The sequence below is a fragment of the Flammeovirga pectinis genome (genome assembly GCF_003970675.1).
Classification (GTDB): domain Bacteria; phylum Bacteroidota; class Bacteroidia; order Cytophagales; family Flammeovirgaceae; genus Flammeovirga; species Flammeovirga pectinis.
This window is the reverse complement of record NZ_CP034562.1, coordinates 4,626,530-4,647,930: the sequence shown is the minus strand read 5'-3', so window position 1 is coordinate 4,647,930 and position 21,401 is coordinate 4,626,530. Positions and strand designations below refer to the sequence as shown.

The following is a 21,401-nucleotide window of genomic DNA, read 5'->3' as shown; positions in this document are numbered from 1 at the left end:
TGCTTCTCGCTTTTTTGTTATATCATTAAATTTAATCTTGCTTGTAACCAAACATTTTTAAACTCTTATCATTCTTACGCCAATCAGAATCTACTTTAACAAACGTCTCTAAGAATACTTTCTTTTGTAAAAACTTTTCCATATCCTTTCTAGAATCGGCTCCCACGTGTTTCAATTTAGATCCACCTTTACCAATAATTATTCCTTTCTGACTTTCTCTTTCAACCATAATAACGGCACGGATTTTTACAATATCCTTTTCGTTTTTATAGCTTTCTACAATCACCTCGCAAGAGTAAGGCACCTCTTCTTTATAATGTAAGAATATTTTTTCACGAATAATCTCAGAAATAAAGAAACGCATAGGCTTGTCTGTTAATTCTTCTTTATCATAAAATGCTTCATGTTCTGGAAGCAAGTTTAAGATTTCATCTAGAATAACAGGAACATTAAAACCATGTAAAGCCGAAACGGGCATTATCACTTTAGGATTTAATTTTTCTTGCCAATAATTTACCTTAGTTAAAACATCATCTTGTTTTGCTAGGTCAATTTTATTGATGATTACAATAATTGGAACATTTGTCTTCTCAAGTTTAATCAAGGCATCTTTCTCTTTGAACTGCTCAAAAATATCAGTAACAAAAAGAATAACATCTGCATCTTGTAGAGAGTTATCAACAAAGTTCATCATCGACTCATGTAACTCATATTTAGGGTTGATAATACCAGGAGTATCAGAATAAACAATCTGATAATCTTCAGTACTCATAATCCCCATAATACGGTGACGTGTAGTCTGTGCTTTTGAAGTAATAATTGATAAACGTTCGCCTACCAATTCATTCATGAGTGTAGATTTTCCCACATTAGGTTTTCCTACAATACTCACAAAACCTGCTTTATGTTTTTTTGCTTCACTCATGATTTACTAATAAATAAATATTATTAATGTTTAATTCTATGTTTAAAGTGGATTAGAGTTTCTATTTAATGTTTTCTTAAATAGAAACTGTATTCCACTATTAATTATTAACTATAATTAGACTCCAACAGTTCGATTAAAATGTGCGAGTCCGAAATAAATACAACTATAAGGTAGCTCTCCATTAAAAAAATCAAAAATTGGCTTAACTCCTTGATTGCTACCAATAGTACGAATAGCCTCTGCGACAGCTTCTAGTTGTTCTCCTGTAATAAACTGAAAGATATCAATAGTATAACCCATCTCGTATAAAGTAGCAAGATGGTTAAAGATACTTTCATCTCTTAACTGCCTTTGCTGTCCTATCTCATGAATACCAAGTCCTTTTTGATATAATTCATACGTTAACAAGAGAGAACTGCCTTTTATTTTAAAACCTTCTTTAGATTTAGTGATAATAAACCTAACAATAGCTCCAATAAACTGGTTCCCATATTTTTTCAATTTAACTTCACCAACACCAGATACTTTCACCATATCATTTACAGCAATAGGCATTTTTTCTGCCATATCTTTAATGGTAACGTCACTAAAAACAACATAAGGAGGTATTCCCTCTTTATCTGCAATAGATTTTCGTAAAACACGTAAAGCTTCGAAAAGAGTTGTAAATAATTCTTCTTTTGCAGAAACCTTTTTGGTAGGTGTTTTTGTTGATGGAGTAGCTTTAAATTGAGATAACTTTGCAAAGTTTACAGGATTTTTTCCTAAAAGGATATTCTTACCTGTTTCTGTAACTCTAAAAGTATTATGCTGATCGTAGGCTATTTCTACTAAACCTAAATTAAGCATTTGCTGAAGGTACAATTGCCAATGATCATAACTAATATCTTTACCTGCTCCGTATGTTTTAATCTGATCAAAACCGGCACGTACTAAGTCAATTCTACGAGATCCTCTTAATAAGTCAATTAGCATACCTGCAGATAGGCTTTTATTCATCTCGCGCGAAGATCGAATAATAGCAGACATAGCTTTTTGAGCAATCACAGTACCATCAAATAATTCAGGAGGATTTCTACAAACATCACAGTTACCACAATCTTTACCTAAACTTTCTCCGAAGTAACTTAAAAGAATCCGTCTTCTACAAGTACGTGTTTCTGCATATTGTTGCATACGTTCCAGTTTGGAAAGCTGTAGTTGAGATTGTCCGCTATCGCCAACCATCTCACGCAGTTGCATTACATCTGCAAAAGTGTAAAACAATAAAGTATCAGATGGTAAGCTATCTCTCCCTGCTCTACCAATTTCTTGGTAATACCCTTCTAAATTTTTAGGTAGGTTATAATGTATTACCCAACGTACATTGGGTTTATCGATTCCCATACCAAAGGCTATAGTAGCACAAATAATAGGAATGTCATCTTTAATAAAACTTTCTTGTACCCTAGATCGTTCAGCTGCAGGCATTCCTGCATGGTAATACATAGCATTGTGACCGGCTGCTCTTAGCTTTTTAGCTAAAGACTCTGTGTTTTTTCGAGAAAGACAATATACAATACCAGATTGATTTGGCCTATCTCTTAAAAAGTGAATGATTTTTTCAATCCTTTTCTGACCAGCCTCTACTCTTAAGCTTAGGTTGGGTCTATCAAAAGAAGAAATATACATTCTAGGGTCCTTCATATTTAACTGTCTAGCTATATCATTCCTTGTTGCTTTATCAGCTGTAGCTGTAAGCGCAATAAATGAGATATCAGGAAAACGTAGTCTTAATGAAGCTAATTGAGTGTATTCTGGTCTAAAGTCATGTCCCCACTGAGAGATACAGTGTGCCTCATCTATGGCAATAAAACTAATATGTAGTCTACATAAAAAATCAAGAAACTGAGGAGCCAATAATTTTTCAGGAGATATATATAATAATTTTAAGCGTTCATGAATAAGGTCTTCTTCTATCTCTCTTTGTTCAACATAGTTTTGAGAACTATTAATAAAAGCAGCAGGAACACCATTTGCTTTTAAGCTTTCAACCTGATCCTTCATTAATGCAATTAACGGAGAAATTACAATAGCTGTTCCGTGAGAAATAATCCCAGGAATTTGATAACAGATAGATTTACCACCACCTGTAGGCATTAATACTACCGTATCTTGTTTTGATAAGACATTAGCAATAATGTCTTCTTGCATTGGTCTGAATCGATCGTACCCAAAGTATTGCTTAAGGGCATGTTGAGCAGTGGATATATCCATGTAAATATTTTAACAGAATTTCTTGACAAGTTACGACCTATAGGTAATCTTCTCAAATAGATTTTAAACTATTATCTTTTATGATAGAAAAAAATAAATTGAATTACACTTAGAATAATTGAATGATAATTCATTACTCTACTTACTCTATGTAGTACTTATAAGAATAGCTATTGTTTTGATAATAAAATAGATAGATATATAGATTTTTAATGGTAATAATGAAAATATACAGCTGATTATTTGCGAAATAGTTAATATTATAATATGTTTACAGTCAAGAAAGCAAACAAAAAGTTATTTTATTGCGAATTACGCAAATTTACCGATGATTGTTTTCTAGAAACAATTTATGCCTTTAGGTTATAAATATTTCGATGGAAGTTTAAATAATTGAATTGGTTAGAAAGAAGGTGAGTAATGCTCACCTTTTTTTATTATGCAAATTTTTGTAAAAGTGTCAGTAAAGAATTTTACATTTGTAGGAATTCTTATTTAATGATTCAATAATCTATCTGATTTAAAATATAGATACCCTTCAAAAAAAACATGAGTAATTATAAAAACGTTTTTGTTATTGATGATGACCCTACAAATAACTTGATTTGTAGAAAGATGATCGAAAAAACTAATTTTGGTGAAAACGTGACAACTTTTTTAGATGTTACTGAAGCGGCAAATGCTTGGGATGATTATAAACCTGAAATTGTATTTTTAGATATTAATATGCCTCCAAGTACTGGTTGGGATTTTCTTGATCAATTAAAAACAAAAGGGATAGATGCGAGTAATGTATATATGTTATCTGCTGATGTAACTTCTGATGATCGTAAAAGAGCGGCTCAATATGAACAAGTAGCAGGTATTATCATTAAGCCATTAACACCGGTTAAATTGAAGGAAATAGAGTAATTCTTATTCCATAGAATGAATTGAGGAGGTGAGAGTAATTACTATACATAGAAGTGTGCTTGTAGGGATTGGTGTGTATATATTAATGCTGTTGCCTTTTTTTGCGTCTGCACAAACAGAAGAAAAAGACTCAATTAAAATTCAAGAACATTCAATTTCTGATATTCAAGTAGAGTTAGATTCTTTAATTTCTAATAAATATCATATCGAAGCTACTGCACTTGCAGATAGTCTTATTGATATTGCTAATCAAAACTACAGTAATACGGACGAAAGAATAGTATTACTTCATAAAAGGATTGCCGAAAAGTTTGCAGATAATGGCTATTCCAATATCGCTTCTCAATATATTCAAAGAGGTTTAGCTGTCCTCAGGTCAAATCCTACCCCTAACTATGCTTTTATTGGTGATATGTATATTTATCTTGCCCAGATATTTAGACATCATCAGTTATCTAACATTGCTATTAATTATTACGAACAGGCCTTAGAAGCTTATGAACAAGCAGAAGGAAAAGCACATTATTTTTCTTTAGTAAATGTTTATATGACGTTAGGTACTTTCCATTATGAAATAGAAAATTACGGTACATCTAGTTCTTACTACACAAAAGCATCTGATGTAATTGCAAAAATGGATACTGAGTACCGTGCAGATATGGTAGAAATTCTAAATAGAATTGCTACTGCACAAGCAAAAACAGGATCTTTTAAAGTAGCTATTGTTAATTTAGAGCGTTCGGTTAAAATTGCATTAAAGGTTTTTGGTAAGAATTCATTACAATTGGCAGATCAGTACGAATCTCTTGCTTCTGTTTATTTACAAAAGGAAGATTATGCTAAGGTTGATGAAAATGCAACTGCATTTGTACGTATTTTAGTAGGAAATATCGGGACTAACCAAAGAAGGCAAACGTATGAAAGAAGAATTGCAGATTCTTTTTTTGGTAGATATCAATATCACCTATCGCATAAATGGTACAATAAGTTATTTGATGATGTAATTATTTCTACAAAAGATGTTGAAGAGTTACAGAACTTAACAGATTGGTATATTCAGGTAGGTGAAAAGTTTGAAAGAGTAAAACAAGATTCTATTGCTTTCTTAGTATTTGAGAGTTCTTTGAAATTAAACCAAAAACAATTTGGAGAAAATAATCTAGAGGCTGCTAAAATTTATCATTTACTATCAAGAAGTAAAACAAAATTAGAGCACTTTGTTGAAGCAGAGACTTATACAAATAAGGCGTATCAAATTGAATGGGAGTTAGGTACAGAGAAAGATAGCACTCAAATTGCAGTTCAGAATATTGATCTGGCAGGGTTGTTATTAATGAAAGGAGATACTTTAGAGGCGTCTATATTGTATCATAATGTAATCGACCTAGAAAAAGATAGAGAAAGTAGATGGAAGGCTATAGCATTCAATAATTTAACCATGATTAAATACGGTAATCAAGAATATGATTCTGCCTATTTTTATGGAAATTCTTTGTTAGAGTATTATCAAACAAATTACGGAAGAGATTATATTAAAACATTGGGTTGTTATCTATTGCTAGGGAACATAGTTTTTGATACAGGAGATACAGAAGCAGCCGTAGAGAAGTTTTATAGCAAACCTATACGTCTAGCTCCAAAATTGTTTTTAAAGAACAACGAAGTGTCCTACAAGGCCAATATCAACCTGTCAAATTATTACCTAGCCGTAAACAAAGAAGACCTGTCTCGCAGGTACGAAAGAAACGCACAAGAGATACAGGTCATAATATTTTCAGAAGAGAAAAATATACCTTAGGTATATTAGTTGTTTTTGATTTCGCTTAACTTCTCGTTTAAAGTATCAAGAATATTGCGAAGGTGACGTTCTAATTCTGCCCAAGCCATTGTTGGATCTACAGAGTTTACATCTTCTTTATAATTAGCACCAACATCTGCCATAAAACGCTCAAGAGTATCGAGGTTAAATGTGTGTAACCTTGTGCTAAATTTATGCTTAACAGCACTAAATAAGTCAGAATCCTTGTCTTCTAACGCAACTTTTAACTTTGGGAAGTCAGACTCAAACTCATCAATAGAGATTGATAAAAAGTCTATGTATCCTTCCTTGTCTCCTTCAAAAAGAGTATCTGTGAAACTGAAATCCATAGGATATGTTGATATTGCCATAATATTTTAGTCCTTTTAAAAGTAGTGAAATCTTTCTAGAATACTCTAGATTATGTGGAATTAAATGATTAAAACCTTCTGATTTAAACAAGAATTCTACGATTACTGATACAAATATAGATATCAGTGATAGGAATTAATGAAGTAATAGCTTAATAAAAGTAAATCAATAACTATCATTAAAGATTAGAAGAAGTTCATTAATATATTCTCTTCTAAAATTATTCGTAATTGATTATCAGGTTGTTGACATTCGTTTGAATCTTTTTATTAAATATTTTTTGGATTTAAAAAATCTTGACTTACCTTTGCATCGCTTTCAACGGGAAGCACCCTTAGAAAGTTAATTGAGATAAGCGAAAATAGCTCAGCTGGTAGAGCGCAACCTTGCCAAGGTTGAGGTCGCGGGTTCGAACCCCGTTTTTCGCTCAGTTAAAAAGATTCATTCGTCACTTGTGATGAATGGGCCGGAATGGCGGAACTGGTAGACGCGCAAGACTTAAAATCTTGTGAGGGTAACCTCGTGTGGGTTCGATTCCCACTTCTGGTACAAATTGCGAAAATAGCTCAGCTGGTAGAGCGCAACCTTGCCAAGGTTGAGGTCGCGGGTTCGAACCCCGTTTTTCGCTCGGAGTACTAAAGTGATTTAGTAATTTGAATTGGAGAGACATCTTCAACACAGTAATGTGAAACATCAGTGTCAGTTATGATGAATATGTAAAGATTTTAATTCATTTGTCATTTATGATAGATGAGCCGGAATGGCGGAACTGGTAGACGCGCAAGACTTAAAATCTTGTGAGGGTAACCTCGTGTGGGTTCGATTCCCACTTCTGGTACGAATCGCGAAAATAGCTCAGCTGGTAGAGCGCAACCTTGCCAAGGTTGAGGTCGCGGGTTCGAACCCCGTTTTTCGCTCTAAAGCCTAACAGATTTATCTGTTAGGCTTTTTTTTGTATTTTTTTTTGGTGTTATACCTACATTTTTTTGTGTTAATTAGTGTAGCAATCGTTTTTCCTTGTTACATTTGCATGTTTTAAATTCGCTTTGTGACTTTTTGAAGTATATATTTTTCAATACTCAGCGATAAAAACATTTATATAAATAAACGAACAGGGTTCATATATAAAGCATTTATAATTTATCATGGCAATAATTACGAAGATCCGAGAAAAATCTGGCGTTGCAGTTGGATTCATCGCGTTAGGTCTGATTTTATTTATGGTTGGAGGAGATTTATTCTCACCTAACTCAACACTACTTGGTAACAACAAAAATATTGTTGGTGAAATTGGTGGACAAGAAATCGAATTAAGACAATTTAGTGAGTTAGTCGATCAGATTAAATCAAACTACCCAACTCCTCCTAATGAGCAGCAAATGCAAGGAGTACGTCAAATGGCATGGAATGAGTTAATCTACCGTGAAGCATATGGACAACAAATTGAAGAGTTAGGTATCACGATTACTCCTGAAGAGTTAAATGATATGATCTCTGGAAATAATATTTCTCCAGAATTCGGTCAATATTTTAGAGATTCTACTGGTCAAGTGAGCAGAGAGAATATTAAAATGTACTTAGCTTCTTTAAAGCAGCAAGGACCAACATCTCCTCAGTACCAACAATTCTTAGGATTTGAACAACAAATTAAAACTTCTCGTAGCCGTATTAAATACGAAAGCTTGATTTCAAGAACTTACTTTGCTTCTGATCTTGAAGGAAAGAAAGAATACGAAAAGCAAAATGATAAAGTAGAAATTGCATATGTAAATGTACCTTTCTATTCTATGCCAGATTCTGCAGTTAATGTAACTGAATCTGATGCTAAAGCATATTACAATGCTAACCAAGAAGAATTTAAGCGTGATGCTAATAGAGGTATCGAATTCGTAACTTTTAAAGTTCAAGCTTCTGAGGGAGATAAAAAGAACTTAGAAGACGAAATGAAAGATCTTTCAATCTCTTTTGCAAGAACATCTAACGATACTGCTTTTGTAGAATCACATACAGATGGAAATGCTAACTTTATGTCAGTTAACATGACTGGTCTTCCTTCAGTATTAGAAGCAGATCAATTAGAGACAGGAAAAGTTTACGGACCTTTCTTTGCTGCTGGTTCTTATAGAGATTATAAAGTTATAGGAGAGTCTACAGATTCTGTTTATTCTGCTAAAGCATCACACATCTTATTCAAAAATGATAAAGATGATGCTGCTGCTAAAAAAGAAGCTTATGCTACTTTAAGAAAAATTCAGAATGGTGAAAACTTTGAAGAATTAGCGAAGAAAGTAGGTGATGCTGCTCCAACAACTAAATCAAGAGGTGGAGATTTACAGTGGTTCTCTGAAGGACGTATGGTTCCTGCATTTGATAAAGCTGTATTTGCAGCTAGAAGAACAGGTTTAATCAATAGAGTTGTAAAAACTGAATTTGGTTACCATATCATTAAAGTAACAGCAGTAAAAACAAAGAAAATGTTTGACTTAGCTGTTGTTGAGAAAAAATTAACTCCATCTGATGCTACAGTAAATGAAGCATACCGTAAGGCATCTGTATTTGCAGCGTCTGTTAAGGGTGGTAGAAAAGATTTTGAAAAAATAGCTGAAGATCAAAAAATCTTTATTGAGCAAGCATTAACTATTGCTCCAACTGCTACATTTATCAATAGCTTAAGAGGAAATACTGTAAGACAAGTTATACGTTGGGCATATAATGATGCTGATGTTAATGATGTATCTGAAGTATTTGATCTTGATGACCGTTTTATCGTAGCTACTTTAATGAGTGCACGTGAAGAAGGTGTTGCTGATTTTGCTGATGTTAAAAACGAAGCTAAAGTTCAAGCAACAAAAGGTAAAAAAGCTGAAGCAATTGCTGCTAAATTAAATAAGCTTTCTGGTAAGTCTATTGAGGATATCAGAAAAGGTTATGGTAATGGTGCAAAATCTGATATTGCTTCTGACCTTTCTTTAAATGATGTTTCTATCCAAGGTGTAGGTCTTGCTCCTAAAGCAATTGGTACTGCATTTGGTTTAAAACAAGGTGATGTATCAAAACCAATCATTGATGAAAATAGTGTATTAGTTATTAAAGTGAGAAAAGCTGATAAAGCTTTAGAAACTGCTGACTACTCTATTTACCAACGTCAAGTAGAAGGAAGATACGTAAGATCTGCTAATTACAATATCTTAGAAGCTGTAAAAACTCTTTCTGATGTGAAAGATAATCGTTACAAATTCTTCTAGAAATTGATTAAGATATAAAAAAGAGACTACCTCAAAAGGGTGGTCTCTTTTTGTTTCAAATAGAAATTATAACCAAAACCTTTTGTGATGGGAAAAATTAAAGTTATTGAAACAAGTGATGGCTCAAGCTCATTATATAATGAGGCATTAAATGAGACATATCACTCTTCTCATGGTGCGTTAACTGAATCTAGGTATGTATTTGTACAATCTGGATGGGATGCGATAAGAGAAGGAAAAAGTGACGTGTCTATCTTAGAGGTAGGTATGGGAACGGGTTTAAATGTTATACTGATGGTAGAACAGGCTTTAAAGTATCCTGATGTTACTATTAGAATGACAACTCTAGAACCTTACCCTCTAACGCCAGAATTACTCGAAGAGTTAAATTACACTTCCCTTTTAACAAATGAGCTAACTCCTTATTTTGAACAAATACACTCATGTAATTGGGAAGAAGAGGTAGCAATCCTATCTAACTTTATTCTTACTAAGAAGAAGGAAACATTAGAAACATTTACGGCCCCTAAAAGTAGCGGCTTCGATGTTATTTTCTTCGATGCTTTTGCTCCAAATAAACAGCCTGAAGTATGGTCTATGGATAACCTTGAAAAATGCTTTTCTGCTACTATAGATCAAGGGATATTTGTAACATACTGTGCTAAAGGGCAGCTTAGAAGAGATTTGGTAAGTGTGGGTTACAAAGTGGAGCGATATCCAGGACCTCCAGGTAAAAGAGAAATGTTAAGAGGTTGGAAGAAATAAAAATGCATACTAATGAAAGTAGGACTATTTTTTGGATCATTTAACCCTATTCATGTAGGGCATTTAATCCTTGCAAATGCCATGTTGCAAAATGGAAATTTAGATGAAGTGTGGTTTGTTGTTTCACCTCACAATCCTTTTAAAAAGAAGAATACGTTGTTGCATGAATTCGATCGTTTAGATATGGTGAATGCAGCAATTGAAGGAAATTTTAAATTCAGATCATCAGATATTGAGTTTAGAATGCCTAAGCCAAGTTACACTGTGGATACCTTAGCTTATTTATCATCAAAGCATCCACATTTTGATTTTAAATTGATAGTTGGTGAGGATAACTTATCAGGATTTAAAAAGTGGAAAAATTATGAAATCATCTTAAATGATTATGGGTTACTTGTCTATCCTAGACCAAAAGTAAAGGAATCGGATTTAAGAGAACATGAGAATGTGAAAATGATTGATGCACCTATGGTAGATATTTCAGCAACATTTATCAGAAACTCAATTAAGGAAGAAAAGGATATTAGATACCTAGTTCCAGAAGGGGTTTTAAAACTGATAAATAGCAGAAGCTTTTATGAATAAGTAAGTGTATCATTTGATATAAAAATAAGGGCAATTTCCTAAGTTGGAGATTGCCCTTATTGCTGAAATAATTTTTCAATAAAAATTAAGTAGTCGATTAATTAAAATCTTTCAATTACTTAATAACCTTGCTGCTTTAATGCATCAATAACATTTTTGTCAGCTTCTTTATTTAAGGTTTCTTCTATTTTTTCTTTCAGAGTTTCATCTTCTAATAGAGGACTTAAAGCTTGGTAAGCAGCAATTTTAGTTTGTGTACTACTCCCACTATTTTGAGCATATTTTAAGACTATATCAACTGCTTTTTCTTTCTCTTCTTCTTTTTGTAAAGAAAGAATATAACCCGTCATTGTTCTAAACATATACTGTCTATACTGATCATTCATTTCTGCTAATTTAGCATCGTACCAAGGTAATTTACCTTCAGTACCTAACTCAGCATAAATCATAGAAGATACAAATACAATATTAGGGTTTCTTGCATCAGCAAACCTCTCTAAAGTTGGAACAATACTAGGACCTTCAATTGCAGATGTAGCATATAAAGAAGTTGCAATAACCATATAAGAACTATCGTTTAAAGCCTGTTGTGCTATAGGTAAGAAGTTCTCATCAATTGAACTTAATGTGCTTAACGCAGTTGCTCTAACTGTAGATTTTGGATCAGTTTTAACAAGACTGCGAAGTATTGCAATTGTTGGGTTGAGATCTCCAGTACCTTTATAACCTTCAAAAATTGAAGCAGTAGTTTCTCTTATACCCCAAAATGGATCTTTTAAATAAGTATTCAATACTGTTATTAAAGAAGGGTCTGCTGTAATCATATCTCCTAATTGTAGCACAGCTTCTACCCTATGCATAATATTAGTAGCTACTTTAGCTTGTTGTAAATAAGCTTCAGTATTTTTTGAATGCGTAATTACAGCAGGTATAATATGCTCAGTATCAAAAATAATTAAGCTTGGTTTTTCCTCAAATGCAAAAGAGAATGTTTCATTAGCTTCTTTTACAGTGATTTGTCTTTTCTCTGAATGTCCATCTTTCCACCAAAATTCTATTGTTGTCGGAATTTTATAGATAGGAGTATATTCTGGATCTTGACGTTGTTGAACAAGTAATTTTACTTTACCATTACTAAAAGAATCTTTAATAAATAGATCAGGATGACCAGCTTCCATAAACCATTGATTAAAGAACCAATTTAGATCTTGGCCTGTCACTTCTTCAAATGCTAACCTTAAATGAGCAATTTCTGCAGCTTTAAAAGCATTTTCTTTTAAGTATAAAGAAGCACCTTCAAAAAATGCATCATCACCAATAGTATGACGAAGTAAATTTAAAGTATAACCACCTTTTGCATAAGAATGGCTATCAAACATATCTTCTTTATTTTGATAATGGTAGCGAATTAAAGGTTCTTGTTTAGTTTCTGATTCTGCTAAATAACTATCTAGTTCTGATTGTAAAGCATAATCAGCCTCTTCTTTACTTATTTTATGTTCTCTCCAAAGGTATTCAGAATAGTTTGCCCAAGATTCGTTAAGTGGTAAATTAGACCATGATTCTGAAGTTACTAAATCTCCAAACCAATGGTGAAAAAGTTCGTGAGCAACAATAAAGTCCCAATCTTGATCTAGCTTTTCTCTATCATCTACTTGTACAGACTCCATAAATGTAGAAGCTGTAGTGTTTTCCATTGCCCCCGATACAAAATCTCTAATTATAACCTGAGAGTATTTAGCCCAAGGGTAATCATAATTAAACCTCTCAGAGAAAAACTCTAACATCTCTGGTGTATTACCAAAAATTGTTCGAGCATATTGTTTAAATGCAGGCTCAACATAATAACTGACTTCCTTACCTCTCCATTCATCTTTTACAATCGCAAAATCGCCAACAGTCATCATTGTTAGATAAACAGAATGTGGTAATTCTTGTTTCCAATGATCAGTACGTGTACCATCACTATTTTTTTGTTGAGAAACTAGCTTACCATTCGATAACGTAACATATTTATTATTTACAGTGATAAATATATCTTGTTTCATTTTTACATTTGGATGATCAAAAGTTGGAAACCAACAAGAGTTTGCTGCAGTTTCACCTTGTGTCCAAATTTGTTGTGGTTTTCCTATTTCATCACCTAAAGGATTGATAAAATAAAGGCCTTTGTCTGATGTGATGGCCTCGCTCCCATGAATTTCTCTTTCATTTGGTTTAGCAGTATATGAAATATGAATTGAGCATACATCACTTCTTGAATAAGATTTATCTAATGCTATAGTAATTTGTAAACTATCATAAGTAAAATCGAGACTCTTAATAACTTTTTGATTTTTATCAACTAGTTCAACTTTATGAATATCAAAGTTTTTTGCATCTAAAATAACATCCTTTTGAGAATAGAAATGTGGCTGTAAAGTCAATATTGCATCACCACTCATGTGTTGCTTTTCCCAATCGAAGCTAACTTTTAATTGTGTATGTAGTAAATTAAAAGAACGATCATATGCAGCTTGATAAGGACCACCTTTAGAAATCCAATCTGGTTGAGTGGTATCATCTTCTGGTAATACCTCTGGTGTAATAGGTGTATCAGGTGTTTCTGTAATTGCGGCTTGGTCGGAAGCAGCAGGTTTAACCGTTTTACAGGCATTTAAAGAACTACCTAAAAGGAGAGCACAAAAGATGGCATGTTTATAATTTGAAATCATATAAAAATTGGTCAATTGAAAAAATTCTCTAGTTAAATGAATTATTTTAATAATCTACATTGAAAATACTTCAGAAAATCGAGAGTATTAAGGATATTAATGTAGAATATGACAAATTAGGTAGAAATCATACGATTTTTGAAAAATTGAAGGCTAAAAAATCTTATAAACTGACAATTTGGCGATGATTTTCCGGGTGGGTCGTTTATTGAAACGCTATCATAAAAAAATATTATGGAAAAAATTAGATCAACAACCGTCCTTGCCGTTAAGAAAAACGGTCAAGTGGCATTAGGTGCCGATGGACAAGCAACATTTGGAAATACAGTTGCAAAAAGTAATGTAAAAAAAGTAAGAACTTTAATGGAAGGTAAAATTCTTTGTGGTTTTGCTGGTTCTACTGCAGATGCATTTACTTTAATGGAACGTTTTCAGGAAAAATTAAATGCTTTTGGTGAGGGTAACATGAAACGTGCTGCTATTGAGTTAGCAAAAGATTGGCGTACAGACCGTTATTTAAGAAAGTTAGAAGCAATGATGATTGTTGCAGATAAAGAAGACGTATTGATTATTTCTGGTACTGGTGATGTAATAGAGCCAGATCATGATATTGCAGCTATCGGTTCTGGTAGTATGTATGCACAATCTGCTGCTTTAGCATTAAAAAAACATGCACCAGATATGACAGCAGAAGATATGGTAAGAGAAGGTTTAGATATTGCTGCAGATATCTGTATCTATACTAACCATAACTTTGTTATTGAAACAGTAAAAGAATAACTCAAAATATGGACTATTTAGAGCAACCCTCTGAAAATACTCCAATGCAAGAAATTAAGGACCCTATTCTAGAACAGAATGGGGTCCGTTTTTTTGTAAAAAGAGATGATTTAACACATCCGGAGGTTTCAGGAAATAAATGGAGAAAATTAAAATACAACCTTTTAAAAGCAAAAGAAGAAGGGTATTCAACATTACTAACTTTTGGAGGAGCATATTCTAATCATATTCATGCCTTTGCAGCTGCAGGGAAGTTATATGGTATGAAAACAATAGGTGTTATTAGAGGTGAAGAACATCTTCCTTTAAATAAAACATTGAGTTTTGCTACCTCTCAGGGTATGGAACTTACTTATCTAGACCGTACATCATTTAGAGATTATAAAGCAGCAATACCAAAATTGAGAGAGCAATTTGGCGATTTTTATATGGCTCCAATGGGAGGGTCTAATCAGTTGGCTTTAGAAGGAGTTGCAGAATTAGGTGAAGAGATCAATAGCTTTGATCAAAAAGTTGATTATGTATGTGCAGCTTGTGGAACAGGTGGTACTTTGGCGGGATTAATCAATTCTATTGATACTACTACTGAGATTATAGGGTTTCCTGCTTTAAAAGGAGGTGAATTTTTATATGATGATATTAATGAGTTCTTATCATCTTCAGAAAATATAAATACTAATTGGTCTTTAAATACTTCTTATCATTTTGGAGGATATGCTAAAAAGAAACCAGAATTATTAGCATTTATGGAAAATTTTAAAGAAAAACATAACATTGAGTTAGAGCGGATTTATACAGGTAAAATGATGTACGGAGTAATTGACCTAATTAAAAAAGGTTTTTTTAAAAGAGATAGTGTTATAGTCGCTTTACACTCTGGAGGGTTACAAATTAATAGATAAATAGAATTTAGAAGCTAATTTTGGTGATTATCATCAATTAAGTGTTTTAAATACAATTAATAATTGACTTTGATTAATAATTAACATATTTTAAAGTTATTAGATAAAAGTAAAAAACTTACGTCTAGTAAAATCAAAATTGAAACTTAAAATACTCTTTTAAGCGTTTATATAGTAATAACTCAAAAACCATAAACGTCATGAAACGATTATCACTTCTATTAGTTATCCTCTTTTGTAGTTTATCATTATTGGCTCAAACAGAAGAGATTCAAAAAATTTCTGAACAAGAATACTCACAAGATGAGTTCACAGCTTTAGAAAAGTTAGGGCCACATTATTTATCAAGTTTAGAAGTAACACTACATGAATTAAATTGGGGATTAGAAAATCACGAAAATGTAGCGTTGCAAGAAGAAATAGTAAAAGTATCCGAGGTATATGTATATAGTGCAGAAGATTTTCGACTAATTCATTACCATAATGGAGATGTACATGATGTTGATTTAGATCAGATTGCACAGAAGGCAGATCTCTTAATGAACAACGAAGGAATTTATTACTATGTAATGCGAGAGTAGAAAATACAGAATATTAATACGTTTTAAGGTAGTCTTGCAAAAGATTACCTTTTTTATTTAAATTCTTTTTAATGAATAGCATAACATATAACTGATTCTTATAAATTTGCAGCGGTGATTGTTTAAGAATGCATAAACTTATTATAAGTGATAGGCAAACCTAAACAGAATCATCCAATGGTTTTGGAATTATAGCGTACCAAAAAAAAATTACTGATGTCTTCAGTTAAAATCTTTTCAGCTTCGGGAACAGAATATCTCGCTAGCAAAATTGCACACTCTTACGGTAAATCTTTAGGAGATGTAGTTCTTCAACGTTTTAGTGACGGAGAAATCTCTACTCACTTCAACGAGTCTGTTAGAGGCTGTGATGTATTTATCATCCAATCTACTTGTCCACCAGCAGATAATTTATTAGAATTATTGTTGTTGATTGATGCTGCTAAAAGAGCATCGGCACAAACTGTTACTGTCTTACTACCATATTTCGGATATGCACGTCAAGATAGAAAAGACAAGCCTAGAGTGGGAATTGGAGCAAAATTGATTGCAAACCTTTTAACTGCAGCTGGAGCAACACGTGTTGTAACATGTGAACTTCATGCAGATCAAATTCAAGGTTTCTTCGATATCCCAGTTGTTCACCTTCAAAGTTCACCAATTTTTGTTCCTTACATTGAGAGCTTAGGTTTAGATAACCTTACTTTTGCTTCTCCTGATGTTGGGGGTGCAAAAAGAGCAAGATCTTATGCAAAGCACTTTAAAGCAGACATCGTAATGTGTGATAAGCATCGCGAAAGAGCTAATGAAGTTGCCTCTATGCAAGTTATTGGTGATGTTAAAGATAAGAACGTAATTCTTATTGATGACCTTGCAGATACTGCTGGAACTTTGTGTAATGCTGCAGAGATTATTATGGAAAAAGGTGCTAAGTCTGTAAGAGCAATTTGTACACACGGTGTACTTTCTGGCCCTGCATACGATAGAGTAGCTGCTTCTGTATTAGAAGAATTAGTAGTAACAGATACGTTACAGGTAGAGAACAGGGAAAAAATTCATGTTCTTTCTGTAGCAGAGTTATTTGCTAAAGCAATTAGAAAGATTCAAGATCACGAATCAATTAGTTCTCTATTTATCTAATAAGATAAGTCGAGAATTTTTTATATAAGGCTATTTATCATCATAACTTGTTGGTAAATAGCCTTTTTTGTGCTAATAAGGTTAAACAGATATTTCATTTTATAAAATAATATATGTACCTTTGCACGCTGATTTCCCTCTAAGGAAATCTTTGTTAAGCATGTTTTGGGATGGGATCCTACTTTCGGGTAAAGGAAGATCAAGTACCAAAGCGTTAATACATGTTTTACTTTTATAATAAAAAATCAGATGAAAATAGTTGAAATCGTTGGTTACAAGCGTGAGTCTTTAGGTAAAAAAAGCTCTAAAGATTTAAGAAATGAAGGTCTTTCTCCATGTGTAGTATATGGTGGCGAAGAGCCTATCCACTTTGCTGTACCAATGTACTTGTTCAAAGACATCATTTATACTCCTGAAGTATGTTTCGTAAAAATCAACATCGAAGGTGTTGAGAAAACGGCTATCCTTCAAGATTACCAACTTCACCCAATCTCTGAAGTATTGCTTCACGCAGACTTCTTAGAATTGAAAGAAGATACTCCTATCAAAATGGACGTTCCTTTATCTTTCTCTGGTAAATCTCCTGGTATCCAACAAGGTGGTAAACTAGTTGCTAAAATCAGAAAGATTAAAGTAAAAGCACTTCCTGCTAACATGCCAGAAAACGTTGAAGTATCTATCGAAGGTATGGAACTTGGTAAGTCGGTACGTGTTGGTGCTATCAAGCCTGATAACTACGAGATCCTTTATAACGACTCAGTTACAGTTGCATCAGTTACTATTCCAAGAGCTTTACGTTCAGCTATGGACGCAGCAGCAGAGTAATCAGCAGCTTAATATAAAAAAGAGAGGTGCGGTAGAAATACTGTACCTCTTTTTTTGTCTCAATTTTTTATTGTATAATGTGAATGAATAAATAGTCATTATACTCATGCTTACCAACTCAACACTTCCTAAATCATTTTTTTTAACCTTAGAGCAAGGAAAGGTAGAATGCTTGCAATTTGGTGATGGTCCTAAACTATTAATTTGTATCCATGGTTTTGGAGACAGTGTTAATTTATTTAGACATATTGCTCCTGCGTGGGAAAAAGAATATACCATTGTTGCTTTTTCTCTTCCTTTTCATGGTAAAACAAAGTGGACTCCCTCCTATTATTCTTCTCGGAATATAAAGAGTATTATAGATGCGATATTAGTAGAATTTAAGCAAGAACGGTTTTCTATTTTAGGGTACAGTATGGGAGGTAAAATCACTATGTATTGCGTACAAAAATACTTTAGTGATAAAATTGATAGGTTAGTTTTATGTGCTTCAGATGGTTTAAAAACACATATTTTATACGATGTTTCTAAATTACCAAGATGGTATTTAGAATCTATGATGCTATTAATGCGTTTTCCTAAAGCAATGTTTAAACTAGTTGGTTGGATTTATAAAAGAGGTTGGCTTTCTAAATTCTTGTATGATTTCTTTATGAATCATTTTGAGACAAAAGAGCAACGGAGACGATTTTTTGGAACAGCAACTTCATCAAGGTATATGCAACCTGATTTAAAGGAAGTCGCTTCTAAAATCAATCAGAAAAAAATACCAGTGGATATGTATTTTGGGGAGAGAGATGAGGTGATACTTCTCGATGGGGCTATTAAATTTTCAAAACAATTAGATAACGTACGTTTCTTTACTTTACCAAAAGGCCACCTTTTAATAGATGAGGATTTATGTGATATAATGATGGAAGATCATCAATAAATTACTTTCTAAAACGGTAAGTTAATTTCATAATAAAGACATCTTCAGAGGGTGAGTCTGCTATATTACTTACAATTTCAGAAAAAGAGAACTCTCTAAACGGTTCGATAATATCTCCTCTTCCCTGAGACCATACAGCAAAAAAAGTACATCCTGGTATATATTCCCATCTTAGTACGAGGTTAGAATTAAAATCTATTACATCAAAATCGGGCTTGTCAAAAGTATAATTTCCATCTTGGTTAATTACAGTATACTGTTCTGATGTATTATTGTAAGTGATTTCATCTGATGAAAATTGATGGAATCGGTCTGAATAATTACTAGCCTTTGGTGTTTCTACTCTTTTAAAATCATGATAGTCTCCTCTAGAAGCAAAAGGTTGAGCATAATATTGAAGAGATAAGTTTGGTCTTATAATTAAGTTGCCCCGTATTGTTAAACCAAATGTATGTTGCTCTAACCTTGAAAGAATATAATTGCTACCTGCATTATTTTGTTCTGTAGTTACGTATTGGATATTATCTCTATTGTAAGAGATAAAAGGGGATAATTGAAGTTCAATAGCGTTTATTGGTCTGTAGTTTACACCAACCCAAGCGTCTGCATTAAAACCAGCATTATTGTGTGTAAAGGCAAACTCATTCCCAAAATTGAAAGAGATTTTCTTCCTATCATCACTTTCTATATTATACCAGACTTCTTCTTTACTTGGTTTTAAAAAGGCAGGGCCTCCTCTCAGCATAAAATTATCTAAACGTTTTATTTGAGCTGAACCGCCTGTAGCAAATTCCCAGAAATTATTAAATTCTAGTACTAAACGTCCATGTATTCCGAAATAGGTATTATTTCCACCATAATCAAAATACATATATTCTCTAAGGTCAGCATTTATATTTCTAAATACGCCTACGGGTTGGAGTGTTTGAAAACCAACCCTTGCCCATTGATCAATTAGATCTGAATGATTTAAAAAGCCAATATCATTAATTTCAAAATTGGGAGATCTCCAAGTAGTACCAACTTCATATTGCCAAGGACTTCCACCTCCTCTACCAAATTTTAAATATCCTCCAGTTCCCGTCATTTGTGTAGCGGTTGTATCAACAGAAACATAATTTGCATCTGGTCTTTGAAAGAAATGTCGACCAGATTCTTGCGTTGATGTAATCGATTCTGTACTACCTTCAATATGACTTACCATTATGTTTCCTTGAAGATAATAAGACCTGTCATCCCATTGATGTAAGAAGTCAACCCCACCCGAATATGCATTTTTATGTAGGAAATTAAGATTATCTGAAGTGATATTTCTATTTGTAGCTGTAAATGCAGCACCAATTACAGAATTACCTTCGTTGATATCTTGAGTAGCTCTTGCAGCTAAATAACTTGTAAAAGGTTCTACTATTTGATTTGATTTTACACCTTTTGTATCAATTTCAGCTTTTGTTTCTGCAGTGAAATTTTGCATTACACCAAAAGCAAATCCTTTTTTATTCTTTCCCGTTAGCTTGTAAGCTCCAATAATAGGAACAACTTTAGGCTGATCTAAGTACTGGCCATCTTCCACATCTGGTTCATAACTAGGTTTTTTACCAATTCTCCTTGTGTAAATAAGGTTATCTCTAGAAAAGCTACCACCTGCATTAGATTTTGTACCATCAAAAGATAGCGTATTCCTACCTTCAATAAAGAATGGCCGTCTCTCTCTCAGATATATTTCGAATGTCGATAGGTTAAGTTGTGAAGGGTCTGCTTCTACCTGACCAAAATCGGGATTAACTGTAAAGTCAAAAGTAATATCACTCGTAATACCAATTTTACCATCTACACCAACATTTGCACTATATTCAGAACCTGTTTTGTAAGGGTTGCCATCTTCTTTTGGGGCTCTATCATTTCTCCCTAAAACATATGGGGCTATCTCTAATTGTTTTTGAGGTTTAATACCTTGTAAACCATGAAGCTCTCCAAATAAGAAAACCCAACCGGGAGAATCTTTTGGGATATACTGCCAATAAGAACGTTCTTCTTTTCTAAACAATCTTCTTGTAACCTGTAATCCCCAAGTCATATTGTCTGATTTAGCAAAACGAAGCTGAGACAAAGGAATACGAATTTCAGCATTCCATCCCTCTTCATCAATAGATGTTTTTGTCCACCAAATTGGGTCCCAGTTAGAGTCCCAATTTCTACCATTATTACTGATTGCTTCATCTCCAATTACTCCAGATACACTTACTGTAAAAGAAAAAGCATTGGTTTTATCGTGATAGGAATCAATATTTACTTCTACAAAGTCTCCTTCAAAACCATCTCTTCGAGACATTCTTTTGACTATACTATCAGGAGATGAATCAAAAGCTTTAATTGCGAAATAAATATATTTGGTATCGTATAGTACTTTAAAAGCGGTTTTCTGAGAAGGAGCTGCTCCATCTATAGGCGTTCTTTGTGTAAAATCATCAGCCCATTCAATTGCATCCCAAGCAGGGTCGTCAAATTTACCATCTATAGTAATAGATTTACCTCCTAAACTATTAGTGGTATAGTTTCGGTGAGATTTATTTTGTGCAAATAGATGAGAACCTATGGCACAAGATAGTAGTGTAATGAAGAGTAGTAGAAGTTTCAATGAAGTAAATTGAATATGGTAGTATAAGT

Annotated in this window: 16 protein-coding genes and 5 tRNA genes; 16 read left to right on the top strand and 5 right to left on the bottom strand. The window is 33.2% G+C overall.

Features of this window, described 5'->3' with window-relative positions:
• Window positions 1–31: 31 nt before the first annotated feature.
• Together era and recQ are read right to left on the bottom strand one after the other, a co-directional pair.
• On the bottom strand, window positions 32–925 hold the full coding sequence (era, locus tag EI427_RS18365; protein ID WP_126617490.1) for a GTPase Era: 894 nt from the start codon (window positions 923–925) through the stop codon (window positions 32–34).
• Between the two features lie 117 nt (window positions 926–1,042).
• The gene (recQ, locus tag EI427_RS18360; protein ID WP_126617488.1) at window positions 1,043–3,184 is read right to left on the bottom strand and encodes a DNA helicase RecQ; all 2,142 of its coding nucleotides are present in this window, start codon (window positions 3,182–3,184) and stop codon (window positions 1,043–1,045) included.
• Window positions 3,185–3,733: 549 nt separating this feature from the next.
• Here recQ and EI427_RS18355 point away from each other — a divergent pair.
• Window positions 3,734–4,096: a response regulator gene (locus EI427_RS18355; RefSeq protein ID WP_126617486.1), complete on the top strand. Its 363-nt coding sequence runs from the start codon at window positions 3,734–3,736 to the stop codon at window positions 4,094–4,096.
• Window positions 4,097–4,124: 28 nt separating this feature from the next.
• Window positions 4,125–5,894 carry a tetratricopeptide repeat protein gene (locus EI427_RS18350; RefSeq protein WP_126617484.1) on the top strand — a complete coding sequence of 590 codons (1,770 nt, stop codon included), beginning with the start codon at window positions 4,125–4,127 and terminating at the stop codon, window positions 5,892–5,894.
• Between the two features lie 5 nt (window positions 5,895–5,899).
• Here EI427_RS18350 and EI427_RS18345 read toward each other — a convergent pair whose 3' ends face one another.
• A complete protein-coding gene (locus tag EI427_RS18345) occupies window positions 5,900–6,265 on the bottom strand; it encodes a hypothetical protein (protein WP_126617482.1) in 366 nt (121 codons plus the stop codon).
• 356 nt (window positions 6,266–6,621) lie between these two features.
• On the opposite strand from EI427_RS18345, the gene EI427_RS18340 reads away from it, so the two are divergent.
• From EI427_RS18340 to nadD, 8 genes are all read left to right on the top strand, one after another.
• Window positions 6,622–6,694, top strand: a tRNA-Gly gene (locus EI427_RS18340).
• Window positions 6,695–6,731: 37 nt separating this feature from the next.
• Window positions 6,732–6,815: transfer RNA gene (locus tag EI427_RS18335), tRNA-Leu, on the top strand.
• A 6-nt stretch (window positions 6,816–6,821) separates the two neighbouring features.
• Window positions 6,822–6,894 (top strand) — tRNA-Gly (locus EI427_RS18330).
• Window positions 6,895–7,020: 126 nt separating this feature from the next.
• Window positions 7,021–7,104 (top strand) — tRNA-Leu (locus EI427_RS18325).
• Between the two features lie 6 nt (window positions 7,105–7,110).
• Window positions 7,111–7,183: transfer RNA gene (locus tag EI427_RS18320), tRNA-Gly, on the top strand.
• A gap of 228 nt (window positions 7,184–7,411) precedes the next feature.
• Window positions 7,412–9,511, top strand: coding sequence for a peptidylprolyl isomerase (locus tag EI427_RS18315; protein ID WP_126617480.1), 2,100 nt, complete (start codon window positions 7,412–7,414; stop codon window positions 9,509–9,511).
• 87 nt (window positions 9,512–9,598) lie between these two features.
• The gene (mnmD, locus tag EI427_RS18310) at window positions 9,599–10,276 is read left to right on the top strand and encodes a tRNA (5-methylaminomethyl-2-thiouridine)(34)-methyltransferase MnmD (protein ID WP_126617478.1); all 678 of its coding nucleotides are present in this window, start codon (window positions 9,599–9,601) and stop codon (window positions 10,274–10,276) included.
• 12 nt (window positions 10,277–10,288) lie between these two features.
• Window positions 10,289–10,861: a nicotinate (nicotinamide) nucleotide adenylyltransferase gene (gene nadD, locus EI427_RS18305; RefSeq protein WP_126617476.1), complete on the top strand. Its 573-nt coding sequence runs from the start codon at window positions 10,289–10,291 to the stop codon at window positions 10,859–10,861.
• A 119-nt stretch (window positions 10,862–10,980) separates the two neighbouring features.
• On the opposite strand, the gene EI427_RS18300 is transcribed toward nadD, so the two are convergent.
• Window positions 10,981–13,575: a M1 family metallopeptidase gene (locus tag EI427_RS18300; RefSeq protein ID WP_126617474.1), complete on the bottom strand. Its 2,595-nt coding sequence runs from the start codon at window positions 13,573–13,575 to the stop codon at window positions 10,981–10,983.
• Between the two features lie 234 nt (window positions 13,576–13,809).
• Here EI427_RS18300 and hslV point away from each other — a divergent pair, with 234 nt between their 5' ends.
• The 6 genes from hslV (at window position 13,810) to EI427_RS18270 (ending at window position 18,734) form a co-directional block, all read left to right on the top strand.
• Complete coding sequence (hslV, locus tag EI427_RS18295; protein WP_205727878.1) at window positions 13,810–14,355, top strand: ATP-dependent protease subunit HslV; 546 nt, start codon at window positions 13,810–13,812, stop codon at window positions 14,353–14,355.
• Between the two features lie 8 nt (window positions 14,356–14,363).
• Window positions 14,364–15,257 carry a 1-aminocyclopropane-1-carboxylate deaminase/D-cysteine desulfhydrase gene (locus EI427_RS18290; protein WP_205727877.1) on the top strand — a complete coding sequence of 298 codons (894 nt, stop codon included), beginning with the start codon at window positions 14,364–14,366 and terminating at the stop codon, window positions 15,255–15,257.
• A gap of 200 nt (window positions 15,258–15,457) precedes the next feature.
• Window positions 15,458–15,838, top strand: coding sequence for a hypothetical protein (locus tag EI427_RS18285; RefSeq protein ID WP_126617470.1), 381 nt, complete (start codon window positions 15,458–15,460; stop codon window positions 15,836–15,838).
• Between the two features lie 216 nt (window positions 15,839–16,054).
• Window positions 16,055–16,978 carry a ribose-phosphate pyrophosphokinase gene (locus tag EI427_RS18280; protein ID WP_126617468.1) on the top strand — a complete coding sequence of 308 codons (924 nt, stop codon included), beginning with the start codon at window positions 16,055–16,057 and terminating at the stop codon, window positions 16,976–16,978.
• A gap of 249 nt (window positions 16,979–17,227) precedes the next feature.
• Window positions 17,228–17,803 (top strand): 50S ribosomal protein L25/general stress protein Ctc, encoded by a 576-nt coding sequence (locus tag EI427_RS18275; protein ID WP_126617466.1) that lies wholly within the window; start codon window positions 17,228–17,230, stop codon window positions 17,801–17,803.
• A 106-nt stretch (window positions 17,804–17,909) separates the two neighbouring features.
• Window positions 17,910–18,734: an alpha/beta fold hydrolase gene (locus tag EI427_RS18270; protein ID WP_126617464.1), complete on the top strand. Its 825-nt coding sequence runs from the start codon at window positions 17,910–17,912 to the stop codon at window positions 18,732–18,734.
• A gap of 1 nt (window position 18,735) precedes the next feature.
• Here the strand turns inward: EI427_RS18270 and EI427_RS18265 are convergent, their stop codons facing one another.
• A complete protein-coding gene (locus EI427_RS18265) occupies window positions 18,736–21,372 on the bottom strand; it encodes a DUF5916 domain-containing protein (RefSeq protein WP_240655328.1) in 2,637 nt (878 codons plus the stop codon).
• Between the last annotated feature and the right edge of the window lie 29 nt (window positions 21,373–21,401).